This window comes from Streptomyces sp. NPDC046887 (assembly GCF_040644755.1).
Classification (GTDB): domain Bacteria; phylum Actinomycetota; class Actinomycetes; order Streptomycetales; family Streptomycetaceae; genus Streptomyces; species Streptomyces lichenis.
Genome location: NZ_JBEYXH010000004.1, coordinates 18,535 through 43,437, shown reverse-complemented (window position 1 = coordinate 43,437; position 24,903 = coordinate 18,535). Strand labels below are relative to the sequence as shown.

The window sequence follows — 24,903 nt, the reverse complement described above, 5'->3', positions numbered from 1 at the left end:
CACCGCTCTCACAAGAGTTGGAGACCCAGGAGTGTCGATGCCCGAGCAAGAAGGCGGCTCGCAGACGTCGAGCCCGGCCATACGACGCGCGGCGGTCCTGCCCGCCGTGCCAGGAGACCCAGGCGCGGCGCTGGGACCGCGCGGTGCGGCCGCCGCGGCGAGCGGAACCGCCACAGCCCAGCAGCTCGCGGCCCCCGCCCCCACGGCACCGGTCGCCGAAACCGCTGCCGCGACACGCACCGGCACGGCGAGCGCCACCCGCTCGCGCCCCGAGGGCCGCGCCGGGGCCCGTCCCCGGACGCGTTCACGGGGCGCCGGGGCGCGTGCCGCCTCAGCCTGGGGCGCCGCCTCGGTGGTGGAACCGTCCACCTCCCGTACCGGGGCGGCCGCGGCAGCCGCCGGCGGCGACGAGCCGCCCAACGGACGCCCCAACAAGCCGCTGCTCGCGGCGGCCGCCATCGCCGGCACCGTGCTCATCGGAGCGCCGTTCCTGCTGCTGGGCGTCGGCAACGACGACGAGCGCAACGAGGCGTCCATCCAGCAGGTGCCGGTCGGCGGTGCCGTGGTGGAGACCCTGGAGCCGCAGGACGACAACGGCGACGGCGGCGGCGAGGCGAAGCAGGCGCCGCCCGTCGGCGACACCGTCCTGGGAGAGGACCCGGCTGCCGCCGCCGACCAGCCCGGGGACGACTACACCGCCGCCCAGCCGTCCTCCAAGCCCTCCCTGAAGCCCTCTCTGAAGCCCTCGCTCCCCGGAGTGGCCGACGACGGTACGCAGCAGGTCCGCAAGCCCGGCACCGAGGAGCGCCCCTCGGTCGTGGCCCGGCCCGAGACCGAGTCGCCCAAGAAGCCCGCCACGGACCCGGCGAACGACCGCGACCGGCCGGCCGGCCCCGAGACCCAGCCCGAGCGGACCGCCGACACCCCGGCCAAGCCGGCCTCCAAGCCCGCCACCGAGCCGGAGGCCCGTGACGAGGAGCCGGCGAAGAGCCCCCGTAAGGCCCCCGCACCGGTGACCGAGGTGAAGGACTCCGAGCCCGCCCCGAAGGCCGACCCCCAGGACAAGGCCGAGCCGGCAGCCGAGCGGAAGGCCCCGAAGCAGACCGAGCCCGAGAAGGCCGAGCCCGAGAACGAGACGCCCAAGAAGGCCGAGCCCAGGAAGGCCCCGAAGACGGAGGCCCCCCAGCCCGAGGAGGCGCCCAAGGAAGAGGCGCCCAAGAAGGAAGAGCCCCAGAAAGAAGCCCCCAAGGAAGACGCCCCCAAGAAGGAGGAGCCGAAGCCGGAGGAGCCCAAGCCGGAGGAGCCCAAGAAGGAAGAGCCGAAGAAGGAGGAGGCGCCCAAGGAGGCACCGGCGACCCGTCAGGGCGGCGCCCTGCCCCAGAGCGCGAACTTCGCCTCCGTCGGCAACGTCCAGCTGAAGAACGCGATGACGGGCATGTGCGCCGACGTCCCCGGCTACGACAAGGGCGCGGTCGACGGCCCGGTCAACCAGTTCGACTGCAACCCCACCGGTGCCGACAACCAGCTGTGGGACTTCACCGTGGCCGCGCCCGGCGCCGGCCCCAACGGGGCGGACCTGTTCACCATCCGCAACGGCAAGGACGGCCTCTGCCTGGACCTGCCCGACTTCGGCGGCAAGCCGGCCGGTACGAACGTCTCGCAGTTCCACTGCCGCCCCGGCTCGGCCGACAACCAGCTCTGGTACCTGGAGAAGAAGTCCGACGGCAAGTTCTGGATCCGCAACTACTCCAGCGAGGGCCGCTGCCTGGACGTCTCCGGCTACGACGGCAGCGGCGGCCGGGACTCCCGGCTGACCATCTTCGACTGCAACCTGCGCGACGACCACCTCTGGTCGTTCTCCTGACCCCGCCGAGGGTCCCCTGACCCTCCGAGGGCGATCAACCGAACACCGCCTCGCCGCCGTCGCACCCCCGACGGCGGCGAGTGCCGTTTTCCAACCCCTCAGGGACGCATCTCGTAGGCGCCGGAAAGAGCCTCCACCCGGGTCCAGACGCGGGCGGAGCGGGCCTCGTCCACGACGGGGCGGCGGACCGCGCCGAGCGCCCAGGACTGCTGGTCCTCGGTGGCGGAGTCCTTGCCGTGGAGCTCCACGGCGTGTGCGGAGAAGTCCCGTACCAGGACGGCGAAGAGCTCGTCCAGGACGTCCTCGTCCAGTCCGGTCAGGGCCGCCTGCTCCAGGACCAGCTGGGCGTGGACGACGAGCGCGAAGAGCTGGCCGACGGCCAGCAGCAGGTCGAGGTCCCGGCTCTGCGCCTCGTCGGGGGCGGCGGTGCGGACGAACTCGCACAGCGCGTCCGCCTGTTCGCGGAACCGAGCGACATTGTGCAGCCGGTCGTACGCGTCGAAGGCCGGCCGCCAGTCATGGAAGCGGACCGAGCCGAGGCCGCGGGCCGGGCCCTGCCGGAAGAGGAACGCGTCATCGGCCGCGTCCAGCCGGGTGGGGACGGCGGGGTAGTCGACCGGCTCCAGCAGATGGTTGCGCATGAACTTCAGGATCAGCGCCAGGTTGACGTGGACCGTGCCCTCCAGCTTGGGCAGACCGCGGATCTCGACGGCCGCCTGGGCGAAGTAGTTGTCCTTCTCGAAGCCCTTGGCGGCGATGACGTCCCACATCAGGTCGATGACCTTCTCGCCCTCGGTGGTCACCTTCATCTTCGTCATGGGATTGAAGAGGAGGTAGCGGCGGTCGTCGGGGCCGGCGGTGCGGAAGTAGTCGACGGCGCGGTCGCTGAACAGCTTCATCCCGACCAACCGGACGTACGCGTCGGCCAGTTCCCGCCGTACATGCGGGAAGGCGGTCACCGGGCGCCCGTACAGGACGCGGTTGGCGGCATGGGTGACGGCCTCGTACATCGCGTGCTCGCAGATGCCGATCGAGGCGGTGCACAGGTTGAACTTGCCCACGTTGACGGTGTTGAGGGCTGCGTCGAAGGCGGCGCGACCGGTGTGCAGGACGTCCTCGGGGGCGACCGGGTAGCCCTCCAGTCGGAACTCGCTGACGAACTTCGACGAGTCCACGACGTTCTTGACCAGCTGGTACGAGGAGTGGCGGCTGTCGGCGGCGAAGAAGACGTACCCGTCGGGGCCCTCGACATCGGTCCGGCGGCCGAACACGGAGACCAGCCCGGCCGCGTTGCCGTTGCCGATGTAGTACTTGGAGCCGGTGGCGCGGAAGCCGCCCTCGCCGTCGGGCTCCAGGAGCATGTCCGTGGAGTAGATGTCGGCGCCGTGCGACTTCTCCGAGAGCCCGAAGGCGAACACCTCGCCCTCGGCGAGCAGTTGAGCGGCCCGGGCGCGGGCGGCATCGTTTCCGCTCTGCCAGACCGGGCCCAGGCCGAGGATGGTGACCTGCCAGGCGTACCAGTAGTCGAGACCGTAGAAGCCGAGTATCTCGTTGAGGGCGGCGATCCGGGCGGTGTCCCACCGCTGGTCACCGGCGCCCTCGCCCGCCGGGGTGAGGAAGGTGGCGAAGAGCTTCTCCTCGGCGGCGAAGGCGAGGAAGTCGCCCAGCCACGCGCGGGTGCGGTAGTCCTCGATGATCCGGCGCTTGCCCCGGTTCTCGAACCAGTCGACGGTGGCGCGCAGCAGCCTGCGGGTCTCCGGATCGAAGTGCGCGGGGTCGTAGGTGCGCGGGTTGAACAGCAGCTCGTCGGCCATGGGGTACCGCCTTGCGGGCTTGAGGGTTGTCGGTTGGTTTGAGGACTCAGCGCCCGGGTCCGAACCGGCGCAGAGTGGTCAGGACGTCATCGAGCCAGGCGATCATCATCCGCTCGTACGCGATGCCGCCCCGCAGCACGACATGCTGCAACTCCCGCTCCGCGTCCGGCTCCACTCCTGCCCCTGCTCTGTACTCCCCGGGGAAATCCCGTTCCTCCCCGGCCAGGTAGTGGGCGAGCCGGTCGGTGTGCACCTGCCGGTGCCGCTCGACCTCGCGGACGAGGGCGGCCGGGTCGTCGAAGGCGGCGCCCCGGATCTTCACGGCCAGGTCGTGCCGGACACTCTCGGGTTCGATCGGCTCATGCAGCCAGGAGCTGAGCGCCGCCTGACCGAGGTCGGCGACGGAGTACTCCTTCTTGTCCGGCCGCCCCTGCTGGGGCACCTCCCGGGCGGCCACCCAGCCGTCGGTCTCCATCCGCTTGAGGACGCGGTAGATCTGCTGGTGGGTGGCGGTCCAGAAATAGCCGATGGACCGCTCGAACCGCCGGGCCAGCTCATACCCGGACCCCGGCTTCTCCAGCAGGGACACCAGAATCGCGTGTTCGAGCGCCATGGCCTTCATCCTGCTATGCAACTGGTTGCATAGCAACGCTTCCTCTCCCTGATGAGACGCGGCTCACCCGGTATGCACGACTTCCCCGCCAAGTGCCTCGGCCGACTGCTTCCCGGTCAGGGAGCCCCGGACAACTGAGAGGAGCCGGGCCCATGGTCCGTCAGGACGCCGACCGGACCTCCGTACGGTGGTCGAAGTACGCCCAGACGGCGATGGCGAGCAGACCGACCGCCCCCGCGGCCACCACGCGCACGGCACCCGAGGTGGCATAGGCGACGAAACCGGTCGCCGCGCCGGCGGTCGTGAGCGCCGTATGCCCCGCCGACGAGCCCGCACGCCGAGCGACCGGAGAGGCCGCTCGGCCTCTCGGCCCGAGGCCCGGCTCAGGGGTGGCTCAAGGATGGCTTTCGGATGGGCGGGGCCGGTCCTCGGGTGGGGAGGGTGGTGCGGGGGGCGCGACGAGTGAGGCGGTGAGGGGCAGGCGGGCCAGGGCCACCGCCCCCGTCGCGATCAGGGCGAGCCCGATCAGCTCGGGCACCAGCCACCAGCCGGTGCGGATGTGCTCCTCGTAGAGGACCACCCCGAGGGTGAGGCTGACCAGTGCGTCCCCGAGGGTGATCGCCGGCTGGGAGGCGACCAGCGGGCCGGACTGCAGGGCGTGCCCCAGCAGGAACAGCGCCGCCGTGCCGGCGATCGCGAACCCGTAGGTCTGCCAGGCGGTCAGAAAGGCCCCGAGCCCCTCCAGGTCCAGGGTGTGCATGGACTGCTTCATCAGCGCGGCCGTCAGCGCGTAGCTGATGGCGGTGGCGAGGCCCAGGCAGGCCGCCCTGGTCCGGCCGTGCGGTCGCCGCAGTCCGACCGAGATCAGCAGGGCCACCACCCCGGCGCACACCGGGAGGGTGATCACCCAGCGGTCCAGTGGGACATGGGTGCGGTTGCCGGTGGGGTCGGCGGCGGCCAGGCCCATACCGAGCCCGGCCACCACGGCGGCGACAGCGGCCCAGGCGGGCCGGGGCAGCGCGCTGCGGCTGATCAGCGAGGCGATGACCAGGGCGAAGGGGAGTTCCAGGACGAAGAGCGGTTGCACGATGGTCAGCGGACCGGTGGCCAGGGCAGCGGCCTGGCAGACCGCCGACACGATCACCGCCACCATGCCGCCGAGCCAGACCGGGCGGTGGGCCAGGTCCCGCAGCAGCCCGAGACGCAGCCCCTGGGTGCTGGGCACGCTCAGCGCCGCCATCCGCTGGAGCACGGTGGCGAGGGCGTTGGCGAACGCGGTGCACAGGGCGAGGACCACCGGGAGCAGGGTGTGCACGGTGCTGACCTCCGGCGCTCGGCGGTCGCCGCGGGGGCGGCCCGGGCGAGAGGCAGGCCCCGCGATCACCCGGGGGCGCCGTCCTCCGTGCCATGGTGGCCCGCACCCGAGGCGCCCGCGATCCGGCCTCCGCCGCGCGGGGAACGCGGTACGACGCGGCACCGCCCCGGTCGGGGGTCCGACCGGGGCGGTGGTGGGGCTGTCGACTCAGCGTCGGGTCTGCCCAGGGGACTGCCTGGTGGCGTCAGCCGAGGGTGGCGAGGGCCTGGTTGAGGGCCTTGGAGGGGCGCATCACGGCGGCGGCCTTGGCCGGGTCGGGCTGGTAGTACCCGCCGATCTCGGCGGGCGAGCCCTGGACCGCGATCAGCTCGTCGACGATGGTCTGCTCCTGCTCGGTCAGCGTCTTGGCCAGGGCCTCGAACGGCTTGGCGAGCTCGGCGTCGTCGGTCTGCTTGGCCAGCTCCTGGGCCCAGTACAGGGCCAGGTAGAAGTGGCTGCCGCGGTTGTCGATACCGCCCAGGCGGCGGCTCGGCGACTTGTCCTCGTTGAGGAAGGTCGCGGTGGCCCGGTCCAGGGTGTCGGCCAGCACCTGCGCGCGGGCGTTGCCCGTGGTCTGCGCCAGGTGCTCGAAGCTGACCGCGAGGGCCAGGAACTCGCCCAGGCTGTCCCAGCGCAGGTAGTTCTCCTTGACCAGCTGCTGAACGTGCTTCGGGGCGGAGCCGCCCGCGCCGGTCTCGAACAGGCCGCCGCCGTTCATCAGCGGGACCACCGACAGCATCTTGGCGCTGGTGCCCAGCTCCAGGATCGGGAACAGGTCGGTGAGGTAGTCGCGCAGCACGTTGCCGGTGACCGAGATGGTGTTCTCGCCGCGGCGGATGCGCTCCAGGGAGAAGCGGGTCGCCTCGACGGGCGACTTGATCTCGATGGTCAGGCCCTCGGTGTCGTGCTCCGGCAGGTACTGCTTCACCTTGGCGATGAGCTGCGCGTCGTGGGCGCGCTCCTCGTCCAGCCAGAAGACGGCCGGGTCGCCGGTGGCGCGGGCGCGGGTGACGGCGAGCTTCACCCAGTCCTTGATCGGGGCGTCCTTGGTCTGGCACATCCGGAAGATGTCGCCGGCGCCGACGACCTGCTCCAGCACGGCCTCGCCGTTCGCGTCCACGACGCGCACGGTGCCGGTGACCGGGATCTCGAAGGTCTTGTCGTGGCTGCCGTACTCCTCGGCCTTCTGCGCCATCAGACCGACGTTCGGCACCGAGCCCATGGTGGACGGGTCGAAGGCGCCGTTCGCCTTGCAGTCGTCGATGACGACCTGGTAGACGCCCGCGTAGCTGCTGTCGGGGATGACGGCGAGGGTGTCGGCCTCCTGGCCGTCCGGACCCCACATGTGGCCGGAGGTGCGGATCATCGCGGGCATGGAGGCGTCCACGATGACATCGCTGGGCACGTGCAGGTTGGTGATGCCGCGGTCGGAGTCGACCATCGCCAGGGCCGGGCCCTCGGCCAGCTCGGCGTCGAAGGAGGCCTTGATCTCGTCGCCGTTGGCCAGCGACTCCAGGCCCTTGTAGATGCCGCCGAGGCCGTCGTTCGGGGTGAGACCGGCGTTCGCCAGGTCCTCCGCGAAGCGGGCGAAGGTCTTGGGGAAGAAGGCGCGGACCACATGGCCGAAGACGATCGGGTCGGAGACCTTCATCATCGTCGCCTTGAGGTGCACCGAGAACAGCACGTCCTCGGCCTTGGCACGGGCGATCTGGGCGGTGAGGAACTCGCGCAGCGCGGCGACCCGCAGCACCGAGGCGTCCACGACCTCGCCGGCCAGCACCGGTACCGACTCGCGCAGCACGGTGGTGGTGCCGTCGTCGCCGACCAGCTCGATGCGCAGGGCGCCGTCCTGGGCGACGGTGGCGGACTTCTCGGTGGAGCGGAAGTCGTTCTCCGTCATGTGCGCGACATCGGTCTTGGAGTCGGCCGACCAGGCGCCCATGCGGTGCGGGTGGTTCTTGGCGTAGTTCTTCACCGAGGCCGGGGCGCGGCGGTCGGAGTTGCCCTCGCGCAGCACCGGGTTGACGGCGCTGCCCTTGACCTTGTCGTACCGGGCGCGGATCTCCCGCTCCTCGTCGGTCTTCGGGTCGTCCGGGTAGGCCGGCAGCGCGTAGCCCCGCTCCTGCAGCTCGGCGACGGCCGTCTTCAGCTGGGGGATGGACGCCGAGATGTTCGGCAGCTTGATGATGTTGGCCTGCGGGGTCTTGGCCAGCTCACCCAGCTCGGCGAGCGCGTCCGGAATGCGCTGCTCCTCCTTGAGGTACTCGGGGAAGCTGGCGATGATCCGGCCCGCGAGCGAGATGTCCCGGGTCTCCACGCCCACCCCCGCGGTCGAGGCGTACGCCTGGACGACCGGCAGGAACGAGTGCGTGGCGAGGGCCGGGGCCTCGTCAGTGTGCGTGTAGATGATGGTCGAGTCAGTCACCGGGTGCTCCGCTCCACGTCTGCAACATTGCTCGACATCAAGATATCTCGAACGGGCGGCCATCTCGAAAGGGGCCCGGAAGCCTTTCCCGGGCGCCTCGGCCGGGCCCCTTCCGGGACGCCCGCCGGACGTGCCCTCCTACGCGCGCGGCGCGGGCAGGAACCCCTCCCGCACGAAGAAGCGGACGTATCGCTCGAACAGCTCCCGGTCGACCTCGGCGGGGGCCACCCGGGTGCCTCGGAGCGCTCGCAGTGCGGCGTCCGGGTCGAACCGCGGGAAACCACCGCCCGGACCGTCCGCGGCGGTACGCGGAAGAAGGCCCAGCAGCGGGTACGCGGCGTTCCCCGGCAGCCCCTCCACGGTGCGGTGCCACGCGTCGAGCGGCAGGTCCCGCAGGCGGTAGCCGAGGCGCCGCAGCTCCTCCACCCAGGCGGTGAACAGCCGGGGGCGCCCGCTCGCCAGATGGAAGGTCCCACCGGTGCCCCGGCTCGCGGGGGCGGTGGCGAGTGCCGCGATCGCCCCGGCGACATGGTCCACCGGTACGAGGTCGAACTCCGACACATAGTCCGACGGCGCCGCCCCGGCCTCCACGCAGCCCTTCAGCAGCAGCCACAGGAAGTCCGAGGACTGGCAGGCCCCCGTCACGCTGGAGCCGCTGATCCGCGCGGGCCGGTGCACCGACACCGGCAGACCGCGCTCCCGCGCCTGCTGGACCAGCCGCTCGGCCATCCACTTGCTCTCCGCGTAGCCGTTGCGCAGCAGCCCGACGTCCCCCAGCGGGTGGTCGGGCGCCACCGGCCCGGTGGGCGGACCGGCGGCCGGGAAGACACCCACCGTGGACACATGGTGGATCGGGACGGTCCGGTACGCGGCGGCCAGCCGCAGCACCTCGGCGGTACCGGCCACATTGGCCGCCCGCAGCTGCCGGTAGCCGTAGGTGAGATTCACCTCGGCGCCCGCGTGGACCACCAGGTCCGCCGTCCGCGCCAGCTCCTCGAACCGCTCCCGGCCGAGACCGAGCAGGGGCTGGGCGAGGTCGCCCGGGACCGCCCTCACCCGATGGGCGGAGGCCTCGTTCCACAGCCCGTACCGCTCCAGCACGGCCCGCAGCCGCTTGTGGCACCCGGGGTCGGACAGCCCTCCGCCGGGGGAGCGGACCAGGCAGTGCACCACGGCGCCGGTGCGTTCCAGCAGTTCGTGCAGGAGGAACGCGCCCAGGAAGCCGGTGGCACCGGTCAGCAGGACATGGCGGAGTGGGGCTTCGACACAGTGGCTGGGACCGGCCGGTGCGGGGCGGATGTCCTCCGGGAGGACCTCCGGGGGGAGGGCCGGCTGCGGGGCACTGCCCAGCGGCGGCCGGCCGCCCCGTACGCGCCGGGGTGAGGCGGCGGCCTGGCCGCGTACGGCGGCGAGCGCGGTCAGTGAGCCCAGGGTCGGTGCGGTGAGGATGTCGGCGGGCCGGATGTCCACCCCCAGCTCCTCGCGGAGGCGGACGGACAGCCGCACCGCGAGCAGCGAGTCCCCGCCCGCCCCGAAGAAGGTCTGGTCGGGTTCGATCCGGTCGCTGCCCAGGACCTCCGCCCAGAGCGTCGCCAGCACACCCGCGGGGCCGGTAGGGGGGAGGGCGGGCGCCCCGCCGCCGCCCGCGGCCGTGGCGGGACCAGCCGCCCCCGGCCCGTACCGCCGGTGCACCTCGGCCCGGTCCGTCTTGCCGGTCGCGGTCAGCGGCATCCGGGGCACGCGCACCAGCACGGCGGGGACCAGGTAGTGCGGCAGCCGCGCCCGCAGTGCCTCACGGATCGGGTCCTCGCCGGGGTCGGAGCCGTCCGCCGCGGTGTAGTACCCCAGAAGCCGCTGGTCGGCGGCGTGCACCACGGCGTCCGTCACCCCAGGCACCGTCTTGAGGGCGGCCTCCACCTCGCCGGGCTCCACCCGGTAGCCGCGGATCTTGACCTGGTCGTCGTCCCGGCCCAGGAAGTGGAGCGTGCCGTCGGCCAGCCACCGGCCTTTGTCACCGGTGCGGTAGAGCAGCCGCCTGCGGCCGTGGCCGGGTGTTTCCTCCGCGAAGGGGTCGGGGACGAAGCGCTCCGCGGTGCCTCCGGGGAGTCCTCCGCCTCCGAGGAGTTCTCCGCCTCCGGGACGTTCTCCGTCCCCGGCGGGGTCTCCGCCTCCGGACGACAGATACCCGGCGGCCACCGCGTCTCCGGTGACGCAGATCTGACCGGCGACCCCTATCGGGCAGGGCCGCATCCGGTCGTCCAGCACATGGACGGCGCTGCCCGGCACCGGGCGGCCGATCGGCGGACGGTCGGGCCAGTGGTCCGGCGCTCCGGTCAGCGGATGCCGGGTGACCACATGGGTCTCGGACGGCCCGTACTGGTTCTCCAGCCGCGCCTGTGGGCACGCCCGCGTGAAGAACGCCCGGATGGCGGGCGTCACATACAGCTGCTCCCCGGCGGTGACGACCTCGCGCAGGGCGGCGGCGCTCCGGCCGGTGGACACGGTGTGCTCCGCGAGCTGCTGGAGCGCCACATACGGCAGGAAGAGCCGTTCGACCGCGTGCCGTTCGACCAGGTCGAGCAGCCGGTCGGGGTCGGCGCGAGTGGCGTCGTCCGCCACTACCAGGGTGCCGCCCACCGCCAGGGTGGCGAACACCTCCTGGAACGCCACGTCGAAGCCGATCGGCGCGAACTGCAGGGTGCGCGAACCGGCCGACGCGGTGGAGTGCCGTGTCTGCCAGTCGAGCAGGGCCGCCAGCGACCGGTGCGGCATCGCCACCCCCTTGGGGCGACCGGTCGAACCGGAGGTGTAGACCACGTACGCCAAGTCCTCGTCCGCCGTCGTGACGGCCGCGCCCTCATGGTTCGCGCACCCATGGGGGAAGTCCTCCACCCAGAGCACCGGCAGCGCCCCGTCCTCCTCCTCCCCGCCCGGGGCGGTACGGGTGGTCAGCAGGGCCGCCATGTCGCTGTCCCGCACGATCAGGGCGCGGCGTACGGCGGGCAGCGCCGGGTCGAGCGGCACACTGGCCGCGCCCGCCCGGGCCACCGCCAGCAGGGCCACCACCGCCTCGGCGGACCGCCCGATCCGCACCCCGACCCGCCGACCGGTCGCCCCCAGGGCGGTCAGTCGCCGCGCCAGGGCGCCAGCCGCGGCATCGAGTTCCGCATAGGTCAGGGTCCGCTCGCCGTCCAGTACGGCGGGCGTGGCCGGATGACGGCGGGCCGCCCGCGCGACCAGCTCGTGGGCGTGCGGGGGCGGTACGGTGCCGAGCGCACCGCCCTGCGGCAACTCACCCGCCACCAGGGCGCGTTCCGCCTCCGGCAGGACGGGCAGCTCGTCCACGGGGGTGTCCGGGTTCCGTACCGCGTCGGCCAGCAGGACCAGCAGGCGCTCGGCCAGCCGGGCGGCCGTCGCGGCGTCCAGCACCCCGGTCGCGTACTCCAGCAGCCCCCGGTAGCCGCCGTCCCGGCCGAGCGGGACGAGTTCCAGGAAGACGTCGAACTTGGCGGTGCCGTTGTGCGGATGGAGCCGTTCGGCGGTGACGCCCGGCAACCGCAGCCCCGGCGCGTCGGCGTCGTCCACCGTGAACACCACCTGGAACAGCGGGAACCGCCCCGGGACGCGCTCGCCTGCCAGCTCGGCGACCAGCCGGCTGTGCGGAACATGCCGGTGCGCCAGGGCGCCGCGTACCGTCGCCGTGCTCTCCCTGACCAGCTCGCGGAAGGTCTGGCCGGGCCGGAGCCGGGCGCGCAGCGGCATCACATCACTCAGACAGGCGACGAGCGGTTCCAGCTCCAGCCGGTCCCGCCGGGTGACCGGGGTGCCGAGCACCACATCGTCCTGGCCGCCGAGCCGTACCAGCAGTGCGGTGAGCGCGGCGGTGAAGAACGTGAACGGGGTGGTACGCAGGGTACGGCAGGCCGCCCGCAGCGCCTCGGCGAGCTCCGGCGGAACGCCGAACTCCAGCCGGCCGCCCCGGTGGTCGGGTATGGCCGGGCGCGGCCGGTCCAGCGGGAACGCGGACTCCGCGGGGGCGCCCGCCAGGGTGCGGCGCCAGTACTCCAGAGCCGGGCCGGAGCCGGTACCGTCCCACCCTCCGCCGGCACCCGGGCCGGGCTCGGGGCGGCGGGACCGGGCGTAGGCGGTGAAGGTCGTCGGCAGCTCGGGGAGCCGGTGCGGGCGGCCCTCCACGGCCGCGGTGTACAGCTCGCCGAACTCCTCGTCCAGCAGCCGCAGGGACCAGCCGTCGATCGCCGCGTGGTGCAGGGCCACGGCGAGTACCGCGTCATCCGGCGCCGTGCGCAGCAGGGTTGCCCGGAGCAGCGGGGGCCGGTCGGCGGGCAGCGGGCCCGAGACCGCCGCCCGGACGGCGTCCGCCAACTCATCTGCAGAGATGGGCCGTACGGTGAGTGGGACGGGTGCGGGCGGGGCCACCCGCTGGACGGGGCGGCCGTCTTCCAGGATCAGGGCGGTGCGCAGCGGTTCGTGCCGGGCGACCACTCCGTCGAGTGCCGCCCGTACCGCGGACTCGTCCAGCCGCCCGTACAGCCGATGCGTCCAGGATTCGACATAGCGCCCGGTCCCACCCTGCTGGAACTGGTCGTTGAGCCAGATCGACTCCTGCTCGTACGACATGGGGGCGAGCGTGGAGTCGGAAGGGCTGGGGCCGGGGCTGTCGGGGACGGTGGGAGGGGTGCCGGTCATGTTGTCCGCTCCTCCGTGCCGCGCACCGGCCGTAGCGAGTCCAGCAGCGCCGACCGGTCCAGTTTGCCGTGGGCGGTGAGCGGCAGCGCCGTACGAGGGCGCACCAGCTCGGGGACGAGATGGCGCGGCAGCACCGCGGCCAGCGCCCGCCGTACGCTCCGGGGTTCCGGCGCCGCGTCGGCGGGGACGCTGGTGTAGAACAGGGCCAGCCGTTCGAAGCCGCCGTTCGCCCCGGGCACCGGGACCACCGCGCAGTCGGCCACCCCGGGTAGCGCGCGGGCCGCGGCCTCCACCTCGGCGGGCTCGACCCGGTGACCGCGTACCTTCACCTGGCGGTCCGCCCGGCCGGTGAAGTGCAGCACGCCCGCACCGTCCAGGAAGCCCAGGTCACCGGTCCGGTAGACGCGGGTAGGGACCCCCGCCACGGTGACGGTGGGGAACATCCGGGCGGTCAGCGCCGGATCGCCCAGATAGCCGAGCGCCACCCCCTCGCCGGAGACACAGACCTCGCCCTCGGCGCCCGGGGCGACGGGCCGGCCGGAGCCGTCCAGCACATGCACGGCCCGCCCGGGCAGGGCGGTGCCGACCGGTATGCCGTGCGGCAGCTCGCAGTCGGCGCGCCGCACCCGCCGGGCGGTGGTGAACACACAGGTCTCGACCGGCCCGTAGCCGTTGGTCAGGGCGATGGTGGGGTGGCGGTCGAGGAAGGCGCGCACCCGGGGCACCGAGAGCGTCTCCCCACCCGTCAGCACCTGCCGCAGCCCCGTGAAGCAGCCGGGGTCCTCGTCGACGAAGAGGTGGAACAGCGAGGCGGTCAGCCACACCGTGTCCACGCCGTGCACCGCGACCAGTTCGCGCAGGGTGCCCGGCAGCAGATAGCCGCCCTGGTTAAGGACGCAGGTCCCGCCCGCGAGGAGCGGCCCCCACATCTCCAGGGTGCACGCGTCCCAGGACACCGGCGCGGCCAGCGGCATGACGGGCCCGCGCTCCGGGGCACCTCGGCCACCGGCCAGTGGCCCTGGGCTTCCGCCACCGAAGAGGCTCACGGCCGCACGGTGTCCGGAGACCACCGCCTTGGGGCGGCCGGTGGTGCCCGAGGTGAAGTAGACGGTGGCGGCATCCGGGTAGGCCTCGCGACCGCCCGGAACACCCTCCGGCTGCTCGGCACCCGGTCGGCCGCCGACCTCGTCGCCGCTGCCGGTCGCGGGGCCCCGGATACCGTGCGCCGGGGGCGACCACACCACGCCGGGCCCGCCGTTCAGGTGCTCCATAACGCCCGCCGGGGCGACCATGACCGCCGGGGCCAGGGTGTCGATCACGGACGTCAGCCGCTCGGCCGGCCAGCCGGGGTCCAGCGCGGCATAGGCGGCGCCGGTCTTCAGCACCGCGAGGGCGGCCGTGACCAGCTCCGCGGACCGGGGCAGCAGCAGCGGTACGAAGGAGCCGGGGCCTGCCCCCAGGGCCGCGAGCGCGGCGGCCCAGGCCTCGGCGGCCGCGTCCAACTCCGCGTAGGAGTACCGCTCGGGCCCCGCGATGATCGCGACGGCGCCCGGTCGGAGCCCGGCCTGCCGTGCCACCGCCGCATGGATGGTCGTGACCGGCCGGTCAGCCTGGAGGTCGTCGGCCGTGCCGCCCTCGTTCCCCGGCGCGTGTGCCGCGCCCATGGCACCGGCTGCCCCGCCGGGAGCAGTCGGCAGGGACAGCGGGAGAAGAGCGCAGACGGTCCCGGCGACCGGGGCACCGGAGCCGACGACGGCCTCGGCCGTGGACCGGACGGGGCCGACCGCGGCCGGGGGCCGGTGGAAACCAGCGTCGGCCGTAAGGCGGACAGGACCGCTGTCGGCCGAGGAGCAGACGGAACCCGCGTCGGTCGAGAGCCGAACGGAACCGGTGTCCATCGAGGATCGGGCGGAACGGGTGTCCACCGAGGACCGGGCGGAATGGGTGTCGGCCGAGGACCGGGCTGGACCGTTGTCGGCGGCCGGAGGCCCGGCGGAACCGACGTCGACCGAGGGTCCGGGGGAGCCGGTGTGGGCGGAGGGCCGGGCGGAACCGGCCTCGGCCAAGGCCATGGAGTAACCGGCGCTGGCCAGGGATCGGGCGGAACCAGCGTCAACCGAGGGCCTGGGAGAGCCGGTGTCGGCGGAGGGCCGGGCGGAACCGGCCTCGGCCAAGGCCCTCGGGAAGCCGGCGGCGGCCGTGGACCCGGCGGAACCGGTGTCAACCGACGGCCCGGGGAAGCCAGCCTCAGCCATGGACCGGGCGAAGCCAGCGTCAGCCGAGCGCCGGACGGAACCCACGTCGGCCGGAGTCCGCGGGAGACCGGCTTCGGTCGTGGACCTGGCGGAACCGGCCTCGGCCAGGGCCCGGGCGGAACCGGCCTCGGCCAAGGGCCGGGCCGGATCGGCGGCGGCCATGGGCCGGGCGGGTCCGGCGGTGCCGGTCACCGGGCGTCCCGGGCGGCCGTCACCAGCGCCGCGAACTCCGCCAGGTCCTCGCTGTCGAGCAGAGTCTCGGGGGCGATCTCCACCCCCACCTCCCTGCTGACCCGCAGACAGACGCGGATGGCGTCCAGGGAGGTGCCCCCGAAGTCGTAGAAGCTCTCGGACAGCAGGTGCGGTCCGTTTCCGGTCACCTCGGCCACCGCCGAGAGGACGATTTCCGGCACATCGCCGCCCTGTCCGACGGGCGTGGTGCTCTCACTGTTCGCGTACGGGGATGCCACCTGGAAGTCCCTCCTGCTGCCTGCGGCCCTGAACCCTCCCCCACCGGACGGGTCTTGCCGACCGACCCGGACCCCGGCGGGCCACGCCCATCCTGCCCCATGGGTGATCCGTCCGGCACAGGTGTTCGGTGCGGGCCGCCGTGTCCCCGGGGCCGGGATGGAGGCCGTTCCCGCCTTCCCGGTCACCTCTTGCGGTCGTTTCACCGCGTGGGCGGTTTCCGGCCGTTCCCGCCACGGAAGCCTTCCTGCCGAGCGACCAGGGGATCAACTCCCCGAGACCGAGGGGATGTACGCGAGCGATGGCAGCGAAAGGGAACCGGCGGGGGAATCGGCGGGGCAGGCGGCGTCCGCCCCGCGCTGCCCGGCAGAACCGGACCGACCAGGGGGTCCCCACCCTGATCGCGGGAGTCGTCGCGCTGGCCGCCGTGGCGGTGGGCACCGTACTCACCGACGGTACGGGCGGTGGCCCGGCGGCCGTCCGCACCCCGGTGCCGCCGGCGCCGGTCACCCGGATCAGCGCCCCCGGCACTCCCGGCACTCCCGGCACCCCCGGCACCCCCGCGCCCGCCCCGCCGCCCGGTCCGCTGCCGTCCCGCTCCGATCGGGCCGCCGCGTTGTCCGGGGGCACCGCGGGGGAGTACGCCGGGCGGGTCGTCGCCCTGGTCAACACCGAGCGCCGCCGGGCGGGTTGTCCCGCGGTCCGGATGGACCGCCGGTTGCGTGCGGCCGCGCACGGCCATGCCGCCGACATGGCCGGCCGTGACTACTACGCGCACAGCAGCCCGGAGGGGAAGGACGCGGGGGACCGGCTGGACGCGGCAGGCTACCGCTGGCGCAGCTGGGGCGAGAACATCCACCGGGGGCCGGACGACCCCGCGCACGCGGTACGGGACTGGATGGGCAGCGCGGAGCACCGCAAGAACGTGCTGAACTGCGCGTTCAGGGACATCGGTGTGGGAGTGGATCTGAGCGCCAACGGGCCTTGGTGGGTGCAGGACTTCGGGGTACGGGAGTGAGTGCGCCAGCCCGTGGTCCGGGCCGTCCGGGGCGCCGTACGGCGGTTCAGCGCCGCTGCAGGCGGGCGGCCTGGGCGCCGATCTCGGGTAGCCGGGCGTACAGGGCGGCGCCCGGGCAGCGCGTCGGGTAGCCGTCGGAGTGCCCGCCGACCACCGGCAGCAGCGCCTCGGCGCCCTGGGGGAAGCGTGACTCGTCGCTGGTGGACACCAGCGCCACACTGCCCCGGGGGTCCGGCCCGTAGGGGCCCAGTTTCCACGCCACCAGCCGGGCGATCGAGTCCAGCATCGGGCGGGGCACCTCCGCGCCCTGGTCGAAGGCGCCGACGGCCGCGATGCCGACCGTCCCCTCGTTGAACCCCTTGGTGTGGGCGCCCACCACCGGCCGGTCGACCCCGCCCGCGCGCCCCTCGTAGATGGTGCCGCAGGCGTCGACCAGGAAGTTGTAGCCGATGTCGTCCCAGTCCCGGCCGTGCGCATGGCCCTCGTACAGCCCGCGCAGCATCCCGGGCACCTCGGCGCAGTCGTAGCCGTTGGGGGTGGAGGTGTGGTGGACGACCGCGGCCTTCACCGCCGGGGCGTACCGGGCGGCCGGGGCGGTGTCCACGGCCTCCGCGTGCCAGGCCGAACGCGACACGATGGCGGGCCGGGGGCCCTGGTGGACCGGGCGGGCGGCGGCCGGGCGGTCCGGAGGGGCCGCGGTGGTGTGGCGGCTGCCGCCGGACCTCAGCAGGGTGGAGGTGCCGGCGAGCAGCACCAGCACCGCGAGCGCGGCGGTACTCCGGTGGCGGCGCCCGCGCGTGAGTTGCATGCTCCACCCCTGGTCGGCCGCCGGCTCCGTCCCCGCCATCGTGCCCGCGGCGGTCGCGGGCCGCCCGCCGGAGCGTGCCGATCGGGCGACCGGGTCCGGGCGCGGGCGGCGTTGTCAGTGGTGGCTCGTACTGTTCAGGCAGTGGGGTTCGCGGACAGGCCGCGGACCGGCTCGGGGGAGAGGTGTGCCATGTCGGCGACGACGTATCTGGAGCTGTCGCAGGACGGCGGGGGCGCGCACAAGTTCTACGAGGTGACGGTCTCCGGTGAGACGGTGTCGGTGCGCTACGGGCGGATCGGCGCGGCCGGGCAGTTCCAGACCTCCACCTTCCCCACCGCCCAGAAGGCCCAGGCGGCCGCGGCGAAGAAGATAGGGGAGAAGGTCCGCAAGGGGTACGCCCCCGCGGTGCCCGGCGGTCGCGCGCCCCGGGCGGTCACCCGCCGGCAGGTGGCCTCCGCCCCGTCGACGGCACGGGCCGTGGCGCCGGTGCTGTGGCGCTTCCGCACGGGTTCGGCCGCCTTCGGCATCCATGTGGACGAGGAGCGCTGCTGGGTGGGCAACCAGGCCGGCGAGGTGTACACCCTGGCCCACGGCGGCGAGGTGCAGGCCAAGTACAGCCTGCCCGACGGGGTCAAGTGCCTGGTCGCGGACGACTTCTGGATCTACGCGGGCTGCGACGACGGCCGGGTGTACGACCTCTCCTCCAAGCTGCCCTTCGCCGCGTACGAGATCTCCACCGATGTCGACATCTTCTGGCTGGACATCCACGAGGGCGTGCTGAACGTGGCCGACCGGGCGGGCCGGCTCACCGTCATCGACCACGAGGACGAGCACCAGTGGGCGCGCGGCGGCCGCGGCGAGCACGCCTGGATGGTGCGCGCCGACGACCGCGCCGTCTACCACGGCCACACCGGCGGGGTGACGGCCTACGCCCCGGACGGCGGCGGCGAGCTGTGGCACACCCCCACCAGGGGCGCGGTGCTCTTCGGCTGGCAGGAGCCGGACGCGGTGTACGCGGGCACCGGGCACCGCACGGTGCAGCGGCTGGCCAAGGCGGACGGCGCCCTGGAGGCCACCTACGGCTGCGACAGCGCGGTCTACTCCTGCGCCACCTCGCCCGGCGGGCGCTATGTCTTCGCCGGGGACTCCGCCTCCTCGGTGTACTGCTTCGACCGGGACGGCACCCGGCTGTGGAAGCTGGGCACCGGCGGCGGTTCGGCGCTCTCCATGCAGTACCGCGACGAACGGCTCTACCTGGTCACCACGGACGGCGCCCTGGTCTGCGTGGACGCGAGCGAGGCGGCGATCGCGGCCGCCCAGCAGGGCACGGTCCCGGTGGCCCGGGACATCAAGCTGGCCGCCGCCCTGCCGACCTACGCCCCGGCCACCGCCGCGGCCTCGGTCGCCACGGTGTCCGCCGCGCCGGCCGGCTCGGTGGTGGTGGAGTGCGTCCAGGACGGCGCCCGGCTGCGGGTCCAGGTGGTGTCGCAGGGGTACGAGCCCTCCTGGCGGGTGCAGTTCCCCCGGGACATTCGGGAGGCGGGGGCCAGGTACGTGGTCGACGCCCTGCACCCCGCCACCGGCGGCTTCTACCGGGTGCGCGGCGACATCCGGCGGCTGCGGTGACCGGGGGCGGGCGTCCGGGCGGCGCCGGGGGCGCGCGGTGAGCGGGCAGGCCTTCGAGGCGGCCACCGGTGACGGACCTGCACTACCGGAGGAGGCCGCCGGGCGACGGGCCGCCGAGGTGCGCACCGCCTTCGAGGGGCTGCTCCAGATCCGCCGGCTGACCCGCACGGCGGGCGGCGACCCGAGGGCCTCGCCCGCCGACTGGGAGCGCCACCAGCCGGTGCGGGCGGTCGCCCTCGCCCTGGAGGCGGGTGGCGCCGCACCCTCGGCCACCGACCCGGAGGGCCGCCGGACCCGCACCGGCTACCGGGTGGCGGCGGGCGAGAAGCCGGGCACCGTCCGGGTGGAGTGGCTGGGCCCGACCGGCTCCGGCGCCGCGCACGAGGAGGAGCGGGCTCTCGGCGAGTGCGCCGCCCTCCTGGACCGGCTGGGCTGGGACGCGCTGCTCTACCGCGGCCCGCGCGGCCGCCGCTTCCTGGAGGTGGAGGCGGTCCGGCTCACCGGGTGACCGAGAGGCGTACGGAAGGAGTGACGGACTGGGTGGGCGTCAGGCGATGGAGGCGGACACGATGGCGGCCACCGCCAGGTTGCAGGACGCGGTCACCCAGACCGCGGGGTGCGGCTCCTGCTCCACCAGGGTCGCCCCCAGCTTGCCCGGCGTCAGCAGGTCCACCACCAGGAACGCCAGGGCCATCAGCAGCAGCCCGAGCACCCCGAACGCCGCGGTGGAGACCAGTCCCTTGCCGAAGTCGTCGTAGGTCGTCCAGATGGAGGTGAACACGATGCCCCCGATGCCCAGCAGGGCCGAGCTGAGCAGCAGCGCCGCGTTGCGGTTGCGCTCCTGCCAGATCTGCCGCCCCAGCTTGCCCGGGGTGAGCGCGTCCACCAGGAATATGCCGAGGATGAGCAGAACCACGCCCAGGGCGCCGTAGGCGGTGGCGCGGCCGAGGCCGTTGACGATGTCGCTCATGGATGCCGCTCCGAGTCTGAGTGGTCGTGAAGGACCGTCTGGGTGGTCGTGGACGATCGTCCGGGCCGCGTGATGGCGGTGGATGATCGCGGTCAAGGAGAGGCAAAATGTAGCGTACGGCCCCCGACGGCCGGTCACCCGTACGGCTCCGCAGGGCCGCCGCCCCGGGCACGGGACGCCCACAGTTGGTAGCGGCAGCTACAACACGGCACAGACAAGTCGCACCGACGGGAGACCCCATGACCCCCCTCAACCGACGAGACCTCGGCCTGCTCGCCCTCCGGGCCGGAGCCGGAGCGGTGCTGGTGGCCCACGGCACCCAGAAGCTGTTCGGCTGGTTCGGCGGCGGAGGCCTGGAAGGCACCGGCAAGGCGATGGAGGCCATGGGCTACCACCCCGGCCGGCAGAGCGCCCTGGCCGCGGGGCTCGGTGAGGCGGGCGGCGGTGCCCTGCTCGCCCTGGGCCTCGGCACCCCGGTGGCCGGTGCGGCCGCGGCGGGTGCCATGGCGGGCGCGGTGGCGGTGCACGCCCCGAACGGGTTCTTCGCCCAGTCCGGTGGCTTCGAGTACCCGGCCTTCCTCGGCTTCTCCGCCGCCGCCCTCGGTGTCGCCGGGGCCGGCCGCCTCTCCCTGGACCACCTCACCGGCTACCGGGTTGACCGGCCCTGGACGGTGGCCGCCGCCTTCCTCGGCGCCGCGGTGGCCGCCGCGGCGGTGGTCGGCAAGCGGGCCCAGGGCCAGCGGGCCGCCGAAGGGGACACGGCCGGAGGCGCCGAGAGCTGACCACGGCCCCCGATGCCCCGCCCCGCTGTGGCCGCCCGCGCCCCCGGTCACGGCGGTCGAGCCCACCTGACGTTACGTCGGCCGCGCGGGCCGTGGCTGCCGGTGCCCGGCGGGGCCTCGGCCGCAGCGCCCGCCGTGGGCCCGGCCCGCCACGAGCCTGGCGCGCGATCGGGCACGCCCGTCATCGGGCGTCCGCCGCAGTCGGGTTCGCTGCTACCGGCCGGGGCCGCCGCTCCCGGCCGGACGCACTGCCGGGGGCGCGTCCGCCGTGGGGTTGCCGGGCCGGGGCGGCGCCCGCCGTCGCCCGGGGCTGCCGCAGGTCGCCTTTGGCCTGCGGAGCCCTTCGTCTGGGGCGGCGGCTCCCCGCATGGGGCGGCGCGGGAGGGGTACGCGGCCCGCGAAGCCAACCAGGCCCGCGAAGCCAGCCAGGCCCGCGAGGCCAGCCCGGGCCGGGAGACCGGCCACCACCGAGCTCCGGGCCGGGAGGCCGGCCACCACCCCACCCGGGCCGGGAGACCCGGCCACCACCGAGCCCCGGGCCGAGAGCCGGCCACAACCGAGCCCGGGCCGGGAGACCCGGCCATTACCCCACCCGGGCCAGGAGGCCGGCCGCGACCGAACCGACGCCGGCCACGATCCGACCGGGCCGAACCCGGAGCGAGCGGTGAGATCGGGCCGGGACTGGTACCGCCCCGCCACGGCGCGGGTCCGGGGCTCGTCGCCCGGCGGGCGGACCCCCCGCCGCACACCAGCACCCACCCAGCCCGTCCCAGCCGTCGAGGAGCCTGTGCCCATGACCGTTCAGCGCCCGCCCGCTCCCGATGTCGTGGTCGTCGGGGCGGGCCTTGCCGGGCTCGCCTGCGCCCATGACCTCAGCCGTGCCGGACTCCGGGTCGCGTTGCTGGAGGCGTCCGACGGGGTGGGCGGGCGGATGCGCACCGACCGGAAGGACGGGTTCCTGCTGGACCGGGGCTTCCAGGTGTTCAACACCTCGTATCCGCAGGTGCGCCGGCGGTTGGATCTGAAGGCCCTGCGGCTGAGGCCTTTCACCCCCGGACTCATCGCGCACACCCCGGGCGGGCCGGTCCGGCTGGCCGATCCCACCCGGCGGCCCCGCGCGGCGGGCGCCCTGCTGCCCGGCCGGGCGCTGCCCGCGCGGGACCTGGCCGCGCTGGCCGCCCTCTCCGCGTACGACACCCTGCTCCCGGCGGCCGCGGTCAGGCGCCGCGCCGACCGCACCACCTCGGCCGCGCTGGACGCCGCCGGGCTGTCCCGGCGGACCATCGACGAGCTGCTGCGGCCCTTCCTCGCCGGGGTGTTCCTGGAGGACCGGCTGGAGACCTCGGCCCGGTTCTTCCATCTGGTGTGGCGGAGCATGGCCCGCGGCACGCTCTGCCTGCCGGCCGAGGGCATCGGCGCGGTCCCCGCGCAGCTCGCGGACGGGCTGCCGCCCGGCACTCTGCGACTGGAGACCCCGGTCACCGCGCTCACCGCCGACGGGGTCGTCCTCGGCGACGGCACCGAACTCCTCGCCGGTGCCGTGGTGGTGGCCACCGACGGCACCACCGCCGCCCGTCTGCTGCCGGGCCTGACCGCCCCGGGGACCCGGGCCGTCACCACGTACTACCACGCCACCGGCAGCACTCCGCTGGCCGAGCCGACCCTGGTCACCGACTCCACCCTGACCGTCCTCAACACCGTCGTCCTCACCGAGGTCTCACCCACCTACGCGCCGCCCGGGACCTCCCTGGTGTCCACCTCGGTACTGGGCGGCGACCGGCCCGAGACGGCGGCGGCCGTCAGGGGGCGGCTGGCCGAGCTGTACGGCACGGACACCTCTGGGTGGGAGCAGGTGGCCGCGTACACCATCCCGGGCGCGCTGCCCGCTATGCCGCCGCCCTGGCCGCTGAGCCGGACCACCCGCACCCCCTCCGGGCACTATGTGTGCGGCGACCACCGGGCCACCGGCTCGGTGCAGGGGGCGCTGGCCTCCGGCACCCGGGCCGCCCGGGAGCTGCTCGCCGACCATCCCGCCGCCCACCGCTCGGCCGCCCTCACCCAGCGGTAGCCACCGCCGGGCCTCGTCCGGTCGGGGGACGGGAGGCGGCCTCGCGCCCGTGCCGCCGTGGATGGCGCCCCGGCGCCCGCGATGATCGGGGGCCGAGCGGCCGCTCCCGCGCGCGCCGGGGGAGGAGGACGCCGATGCGGCACACCGCGGACGTGGTCATCGTCGGCGGGGGTGCGGCCGGACTCAGCCTGGCCCACTGGATCACCAGGACGGGAACCAGTGAAGGGGGCCTGGGTGTGGTCGTGGTGGAGGCGCCGGAGGGGCCGCTGCGGCCGGCCGAGCGGACCTGGTGCTTCTGGGACGACGGGCCGGGGGAGTACGAGCCGGCCGTCACCGCCGAGTGGGACCGGCTGCGGATCACCGGCCCGGACGGCGGTGCGATCGAGGCGGTCCCCGCTCCGCTGCGGTACCGGATGCTGCGCTCCGCCCCCTTCGAGCGGCTGGTGCACGGCCGGCTCGCCGCCCATCCTCGGGCGCGGCTGCTGCGGGCGGTCGTGCAGGATGTGCGGGGTGGTGGGGTGGACGGGGCCGAGGTGCGGTGTGTCGATGCGGCCGGGCGCCCGCTGACCCTGCACGGCCGGTATGTGTTCGACTCCCGCCCGCCCAGGCGGCTGCCGCCCGCGCGGACCACGCTGCTCCAGCACTTCCGCGGCTGGTTCGTGCACACCGCGCGGCCCCGCTTCGACCCCGGCACGGCCCAGCTGATGGACTTCCGCGTCCCGCAGCCGGACCACGGACTGGCGTTCGGCTATGTGCTGCCGCTCGCCCCGGACCGCGCCCTGGTCGAGTACACGGAGTTCTCCCGGCGCCCGCTGCCCGTCCCCGCGTACGAGGCGGCGCTGCGGCAGTACACCGGACGGGTGCTCGGGCTCGGGGCGTACACCGTGGAGGGCGTCGAGCAGGGGGTCATCCCGATGACCGACGCCCGCTTCCCCCGCCGCCGCGGACCCGCCCACTTCCTCATCGGCGCGGCCGGAGGCGCCACCCGGCCCGCCACCGGCTACACCTTCGCCGCGATCCAGCGGCAGAGCCGGAACATCGCCGCCGCCCTGGCCGCGGGCGGCGCGTCGGAAGCCGCCCTGGTGCCGCGGCCGCACGGGCGCCGGGCGCTCGCCATGGACGCCGTGCTGCTCAGAGCCCTGGACGCCGGGCGGATCGACGGCCCCCGGTTCTTCACCGGGCTGTTCGACCGCGCCCCTGCCGAACGGGTGCTGCGTTTCCTCGACGGCGGCAGCACACCCGGGGAGGAGTTCGGCATCGGGCTGCGCTGTCCCGTCGGCCCCATGCTGCGCACCGCCGTCGAACTGCCGTTCCTGCCCCGGCGGATCCCCGCCCCCCACCCTGAGGAGAACCGTTGACCACGCTGCTGCGGGACCACGATCTGACCCGCGCCTTCGACCACGCCGCGCCCACGTACGACCGGTTGACCACCCTCAACCCCGGCCATCTGGCCGCGCTGCGCCGATCCGCGCGCCGGCTGCGGCTGCCCGCCCAGGGCGCCGGGCTCGCGGTACTGGACCTCGGCTGCGGTACCGGTGCTTCCACCCGGGCCCTGCTGGCGGCGGCGCCGCAGGCCCGGATCACCGCGGTCGACGCCTCGGCCGGGATGCTCGCCGAGGCGGCCGCCAAGGCCTGGCCGCCGAACGTCACCTTTCTGCACCGCACCGCCGAGCAGCAGGCGGACGCCGGGCCGCGCGGGCCGTATGACGCGGTGTTCGCCGCGTACCTCTTCCGCAATGTCACCGACCCCGACGGCGTCCTCGCCGCCGTGCTCTCGCTGCTGCGGCCCGGCGGGCGCCTGGCGGTGCACGAGTACAGCCTGAGTGGATCGCCGGTCCACCGGGCGCTGTGGGGCGCGGTCTGCCGCGGGTTGATCGAGCCCGCCGGCGGTCTCACCGGTGACCGCGAGCTCTACCGCCACCTCCGGCACAGCGTCCTCGACTTCGACACCGCGCCCGCGTTCGCCGCCCGGCTGACCCGCGGCGGCTTCGCGGCGGTGCGCACCCTGCCGGTCGCGGGCTGGCAGACCGGGATCGTGCACACCTTCCTGGCCGCGCGGCCAGGTCCGGCGGCGGATCCCCGGACGGACCTCCGGACGGATCTCCGGACGGGGGCGGGGGCGTGAGAGGCC

Annotated in this window: 17 protein-coding genes; 8 read left to right on the top strand and 9 right to left on the bottom strand. The window is 74.4% G+C overall.

The features are described 5' to 3' along the window. Positions 1 to 352 precede the first annotated feature (352 nt). The gene (locus ABZ945_RS06370; protein ID WP_361264796.1) at positions 353 to 1,864 is read left to right on the top strand and encodes an RICIN domain-containing protein; all 1,512 of its coding nucleotides are present in this window, start codon (positions 353 to 355) and stop codon (positions 1,862 to 1,864) included. Positions 1,865 to 1,962: 98 nt separating this feature from the next. Here the strand turns inward: ABZ945_RS06370 and ABZ945_RS06365 are convergent, their stop codons facing one another. From ABZ945_RS06365 to ABZ945_RS06335, 7 genes are all read right to left on the bottom strand, one after another. Next, positions 1,963 to 3,678, bottom strand: a complete 1,716-nt coding sequence (locus ABZ945_RS06365) for an acyl-CoA dehydrogenase family protein (protein WP_361264793.1) — start codon at positions 3,676 to 3,678, stop codon at positions 1,963 to 1,965. A gap of 46 nt (positions 3,679 to 3,724) precedes the next feature. Further along, positions 3,725 to 4,291: a PadR family transcriptional regulator gene (locus ABZ945_RS06360; protein ID WP_361264790.1), complete on the bottom strand. Its 567-nt coding sequence runs from the start codon at positions 4,289 to 4,291 to the stop codon at positions 3,725 to 3,727. A 394-nt stretch (positions 4,292 to 4,685) separates the two neighbouring features. Beyond that, positions 4,686 to 5,606 carry a DMT family transporter gene (locus ABZ945_RS06355; protein WP_361264787.1) on the bottom strand — a complete coding sequence of 307 codons (921 nt, stop codon included), beginning with the start codon at positions 5,604 to 5,606 and terminating at the stop codon, positions 4,686 to 4,688. A gap of 244 nt (positions 5,607 to 5,850) precedes the next feature. Then, entirely contained in the window at positions 5,851 to 8,070 is a 2,220-nt protein-coding gene (locus tag ABZ945_RS06350; RefSeq protein ID WP_361264784.1) for an NADP-dependent isocitrate dehydrogenase, read from the bottom strand. 138 nt (positions 8,071 to 8,208) lie between these two features. Continuing rightward, a complete protein-coding gene (locus tag ABZ945_RS06345) occupies positions 8,209 to 12,777 on the bottom strand; it encodes a thioester reductase domain-containing protein (RefSeq protein ID WP_361264782.1) in 4,569 nt (1,522 codons plus the stop codon). Beyond that, entirely contained in the window at positions 12,774 to 14,441 is a 1,668-nt protein-coding gene (locus ABZ945_RS06340) for an amino acid adenylation domain-containing protein (protein WP_361264779.1), read from the bottom strand. Before ABZ945_RS06340 ends, ABZ945_RS06345 begins: the two co-directional genes overlap by 4 nt. 779 nt (positions 14,442 to 15,220) lie before the next feature. After that, positions 15,221 to 15,502 carry an acyl carrier protein gene (locus ABZ945_RS06335; RefSeq protein ID WP_361264775.1) on the bottom strand — a complete coding sequence of 94 codons (282 nt, stop codon included), beginning with the start codon at positions 15,500 to 15,502 and terminating at the stop codon, positions 15,221 to 15,223. A gap of 299 nt (positions 15,503 to 15,801) precedes the next feature. On the opposite strand from ABZ945_RS06335, the gene ABZ945_RS06330 reads away from it, so the two are divergent. Next, entirely contained in the window at positions 15,802 to 16,518 is a 717-nt protein-coding gene (locus ABZ945_RS06330; RefSeq protein ID WP_361264773.1) for a CAP domain-containing protein, read from the top strand. A 46-nt stretch (positions 16,519 to 16,564) separates the two neighbouring features. On the opposite strand, the gene ABZ945_RS06325 is transcribed toward ABZ945_RS06330, so the two are convergent. After that, positions 16,565 to 17,326: a peptidoglycan recognition protein gene (locus ABZ945_RS06325; protein WP_361264770.1), complete on the bottom strand. Its 762-nt coding sequence runs from the start codon at positions 17,324 to 17,326 to the stop codon at positions 16,565 to 16,567. Positions 17,327 to 17,515: 189 nt separating this feature from the next. Here ABZ945_RS06325 and ABZ945_RS06320 point away from each other — a divergent pair, with 189 nt between their 5' ends. Next, positions 17,516 to 18,952 (top strand): WGR domain-containing protein, encoded by a 1,437-nt coding sequence (locus tag ABZ945_RS06320; RefSeq protein ID WP_361264766.1) that lies wholly within the window; start codon positions 17,516 to 17,518, stop codon positions 18,950 to 18,952. Positions 18,953 to 18,989: 37 nt separating this feature from the next. Next, positions 18,990 to 19,460: a hypothetical protein gene (locus ABZ945_RS06315; protein WP_361264763.1), complete on the top strand. Its 471-nt coding sequence runs from the start codon at positions 18,990 to 18,992 to the stop codon at positions 19,458 to 19,460. Between the two features lie 39 nt (positions 19,461 to 19,499). Here ABZ945_RS06315 and ABZ945_RS06310 read toward each other — a convergent pair whose 3' ends face one another. Then, positions 19,500 to 19,922: a DUF350 domain-containing protein gene (locus ABZ945_RS06310; protein WP_248633883.1), complete on the bottom strand. Its 423-nt coding sequence runs from the start codon at positions 19,920 to 19,922 to the stop codon at positions 19,500 to 19,502. Positions 19,923 to 20,161: 239 nt separating this feature from the next. On the opposite strand from ABZ945_RS06310, the gene ABZ945_RS06305 reads away from it, so the two are divergent. The 4 genes from ABZ945_RS06305 (at position 20,162) to ABZ945_RS06290 (ending at position 24,897) form a co-directional block, all read left to right on the top strand. Then, positions 20,162 to 20,704: a DoxX family membrane protein gene (locus ABZ945_RS06305; RefSeq protein WP_361264759.1), complete on the top strand. Its 543-nt coding sequence runs from the start codon at positions 20,162 to 20,164 to the stop codon at positions 20,702 to 20,704. Between the two features lie 793 nt (positions 20,705 to 21,497). After that, a complete protein-coding gene (locus ABZ945_RS06300) occupies positions 21,498 to 22,772 on the top strand; it encodes an NAD(P)/FAD-dependent oxidoreductase (protein WP_361264756.1) in 1,275 nt (424 codons plus the stop codon). Between the two features lie 134 nt (positions 22,773 to 22,906). Further along, entirely contained in the window at positions 22,907 to 24,130 is a 1,224-nt protein-coding gene (locus ABZ945_RS06295) for a lycopene cyclase family protein (protein ID WP_361264753.1), read from the top strand. Further along, complete coding sequence (locus ABZ945_RS06290; protein WP_361264750.1) at positions 24,127 to 24,897, top strand: methyltransferase domain-containing protein; 771 nt, start codon at positions 24,127 to 24,129, stop codon at positions 24,895 to 24,897. The genes ABZ945_RS06295 and ABZ945_RS06290 overlap by 4 nt, the downstream gene beginning before the upstream one ends. The last annotated feature ends 6 nt before the right edge of the window (positions 24,898 to 24,903 follow it).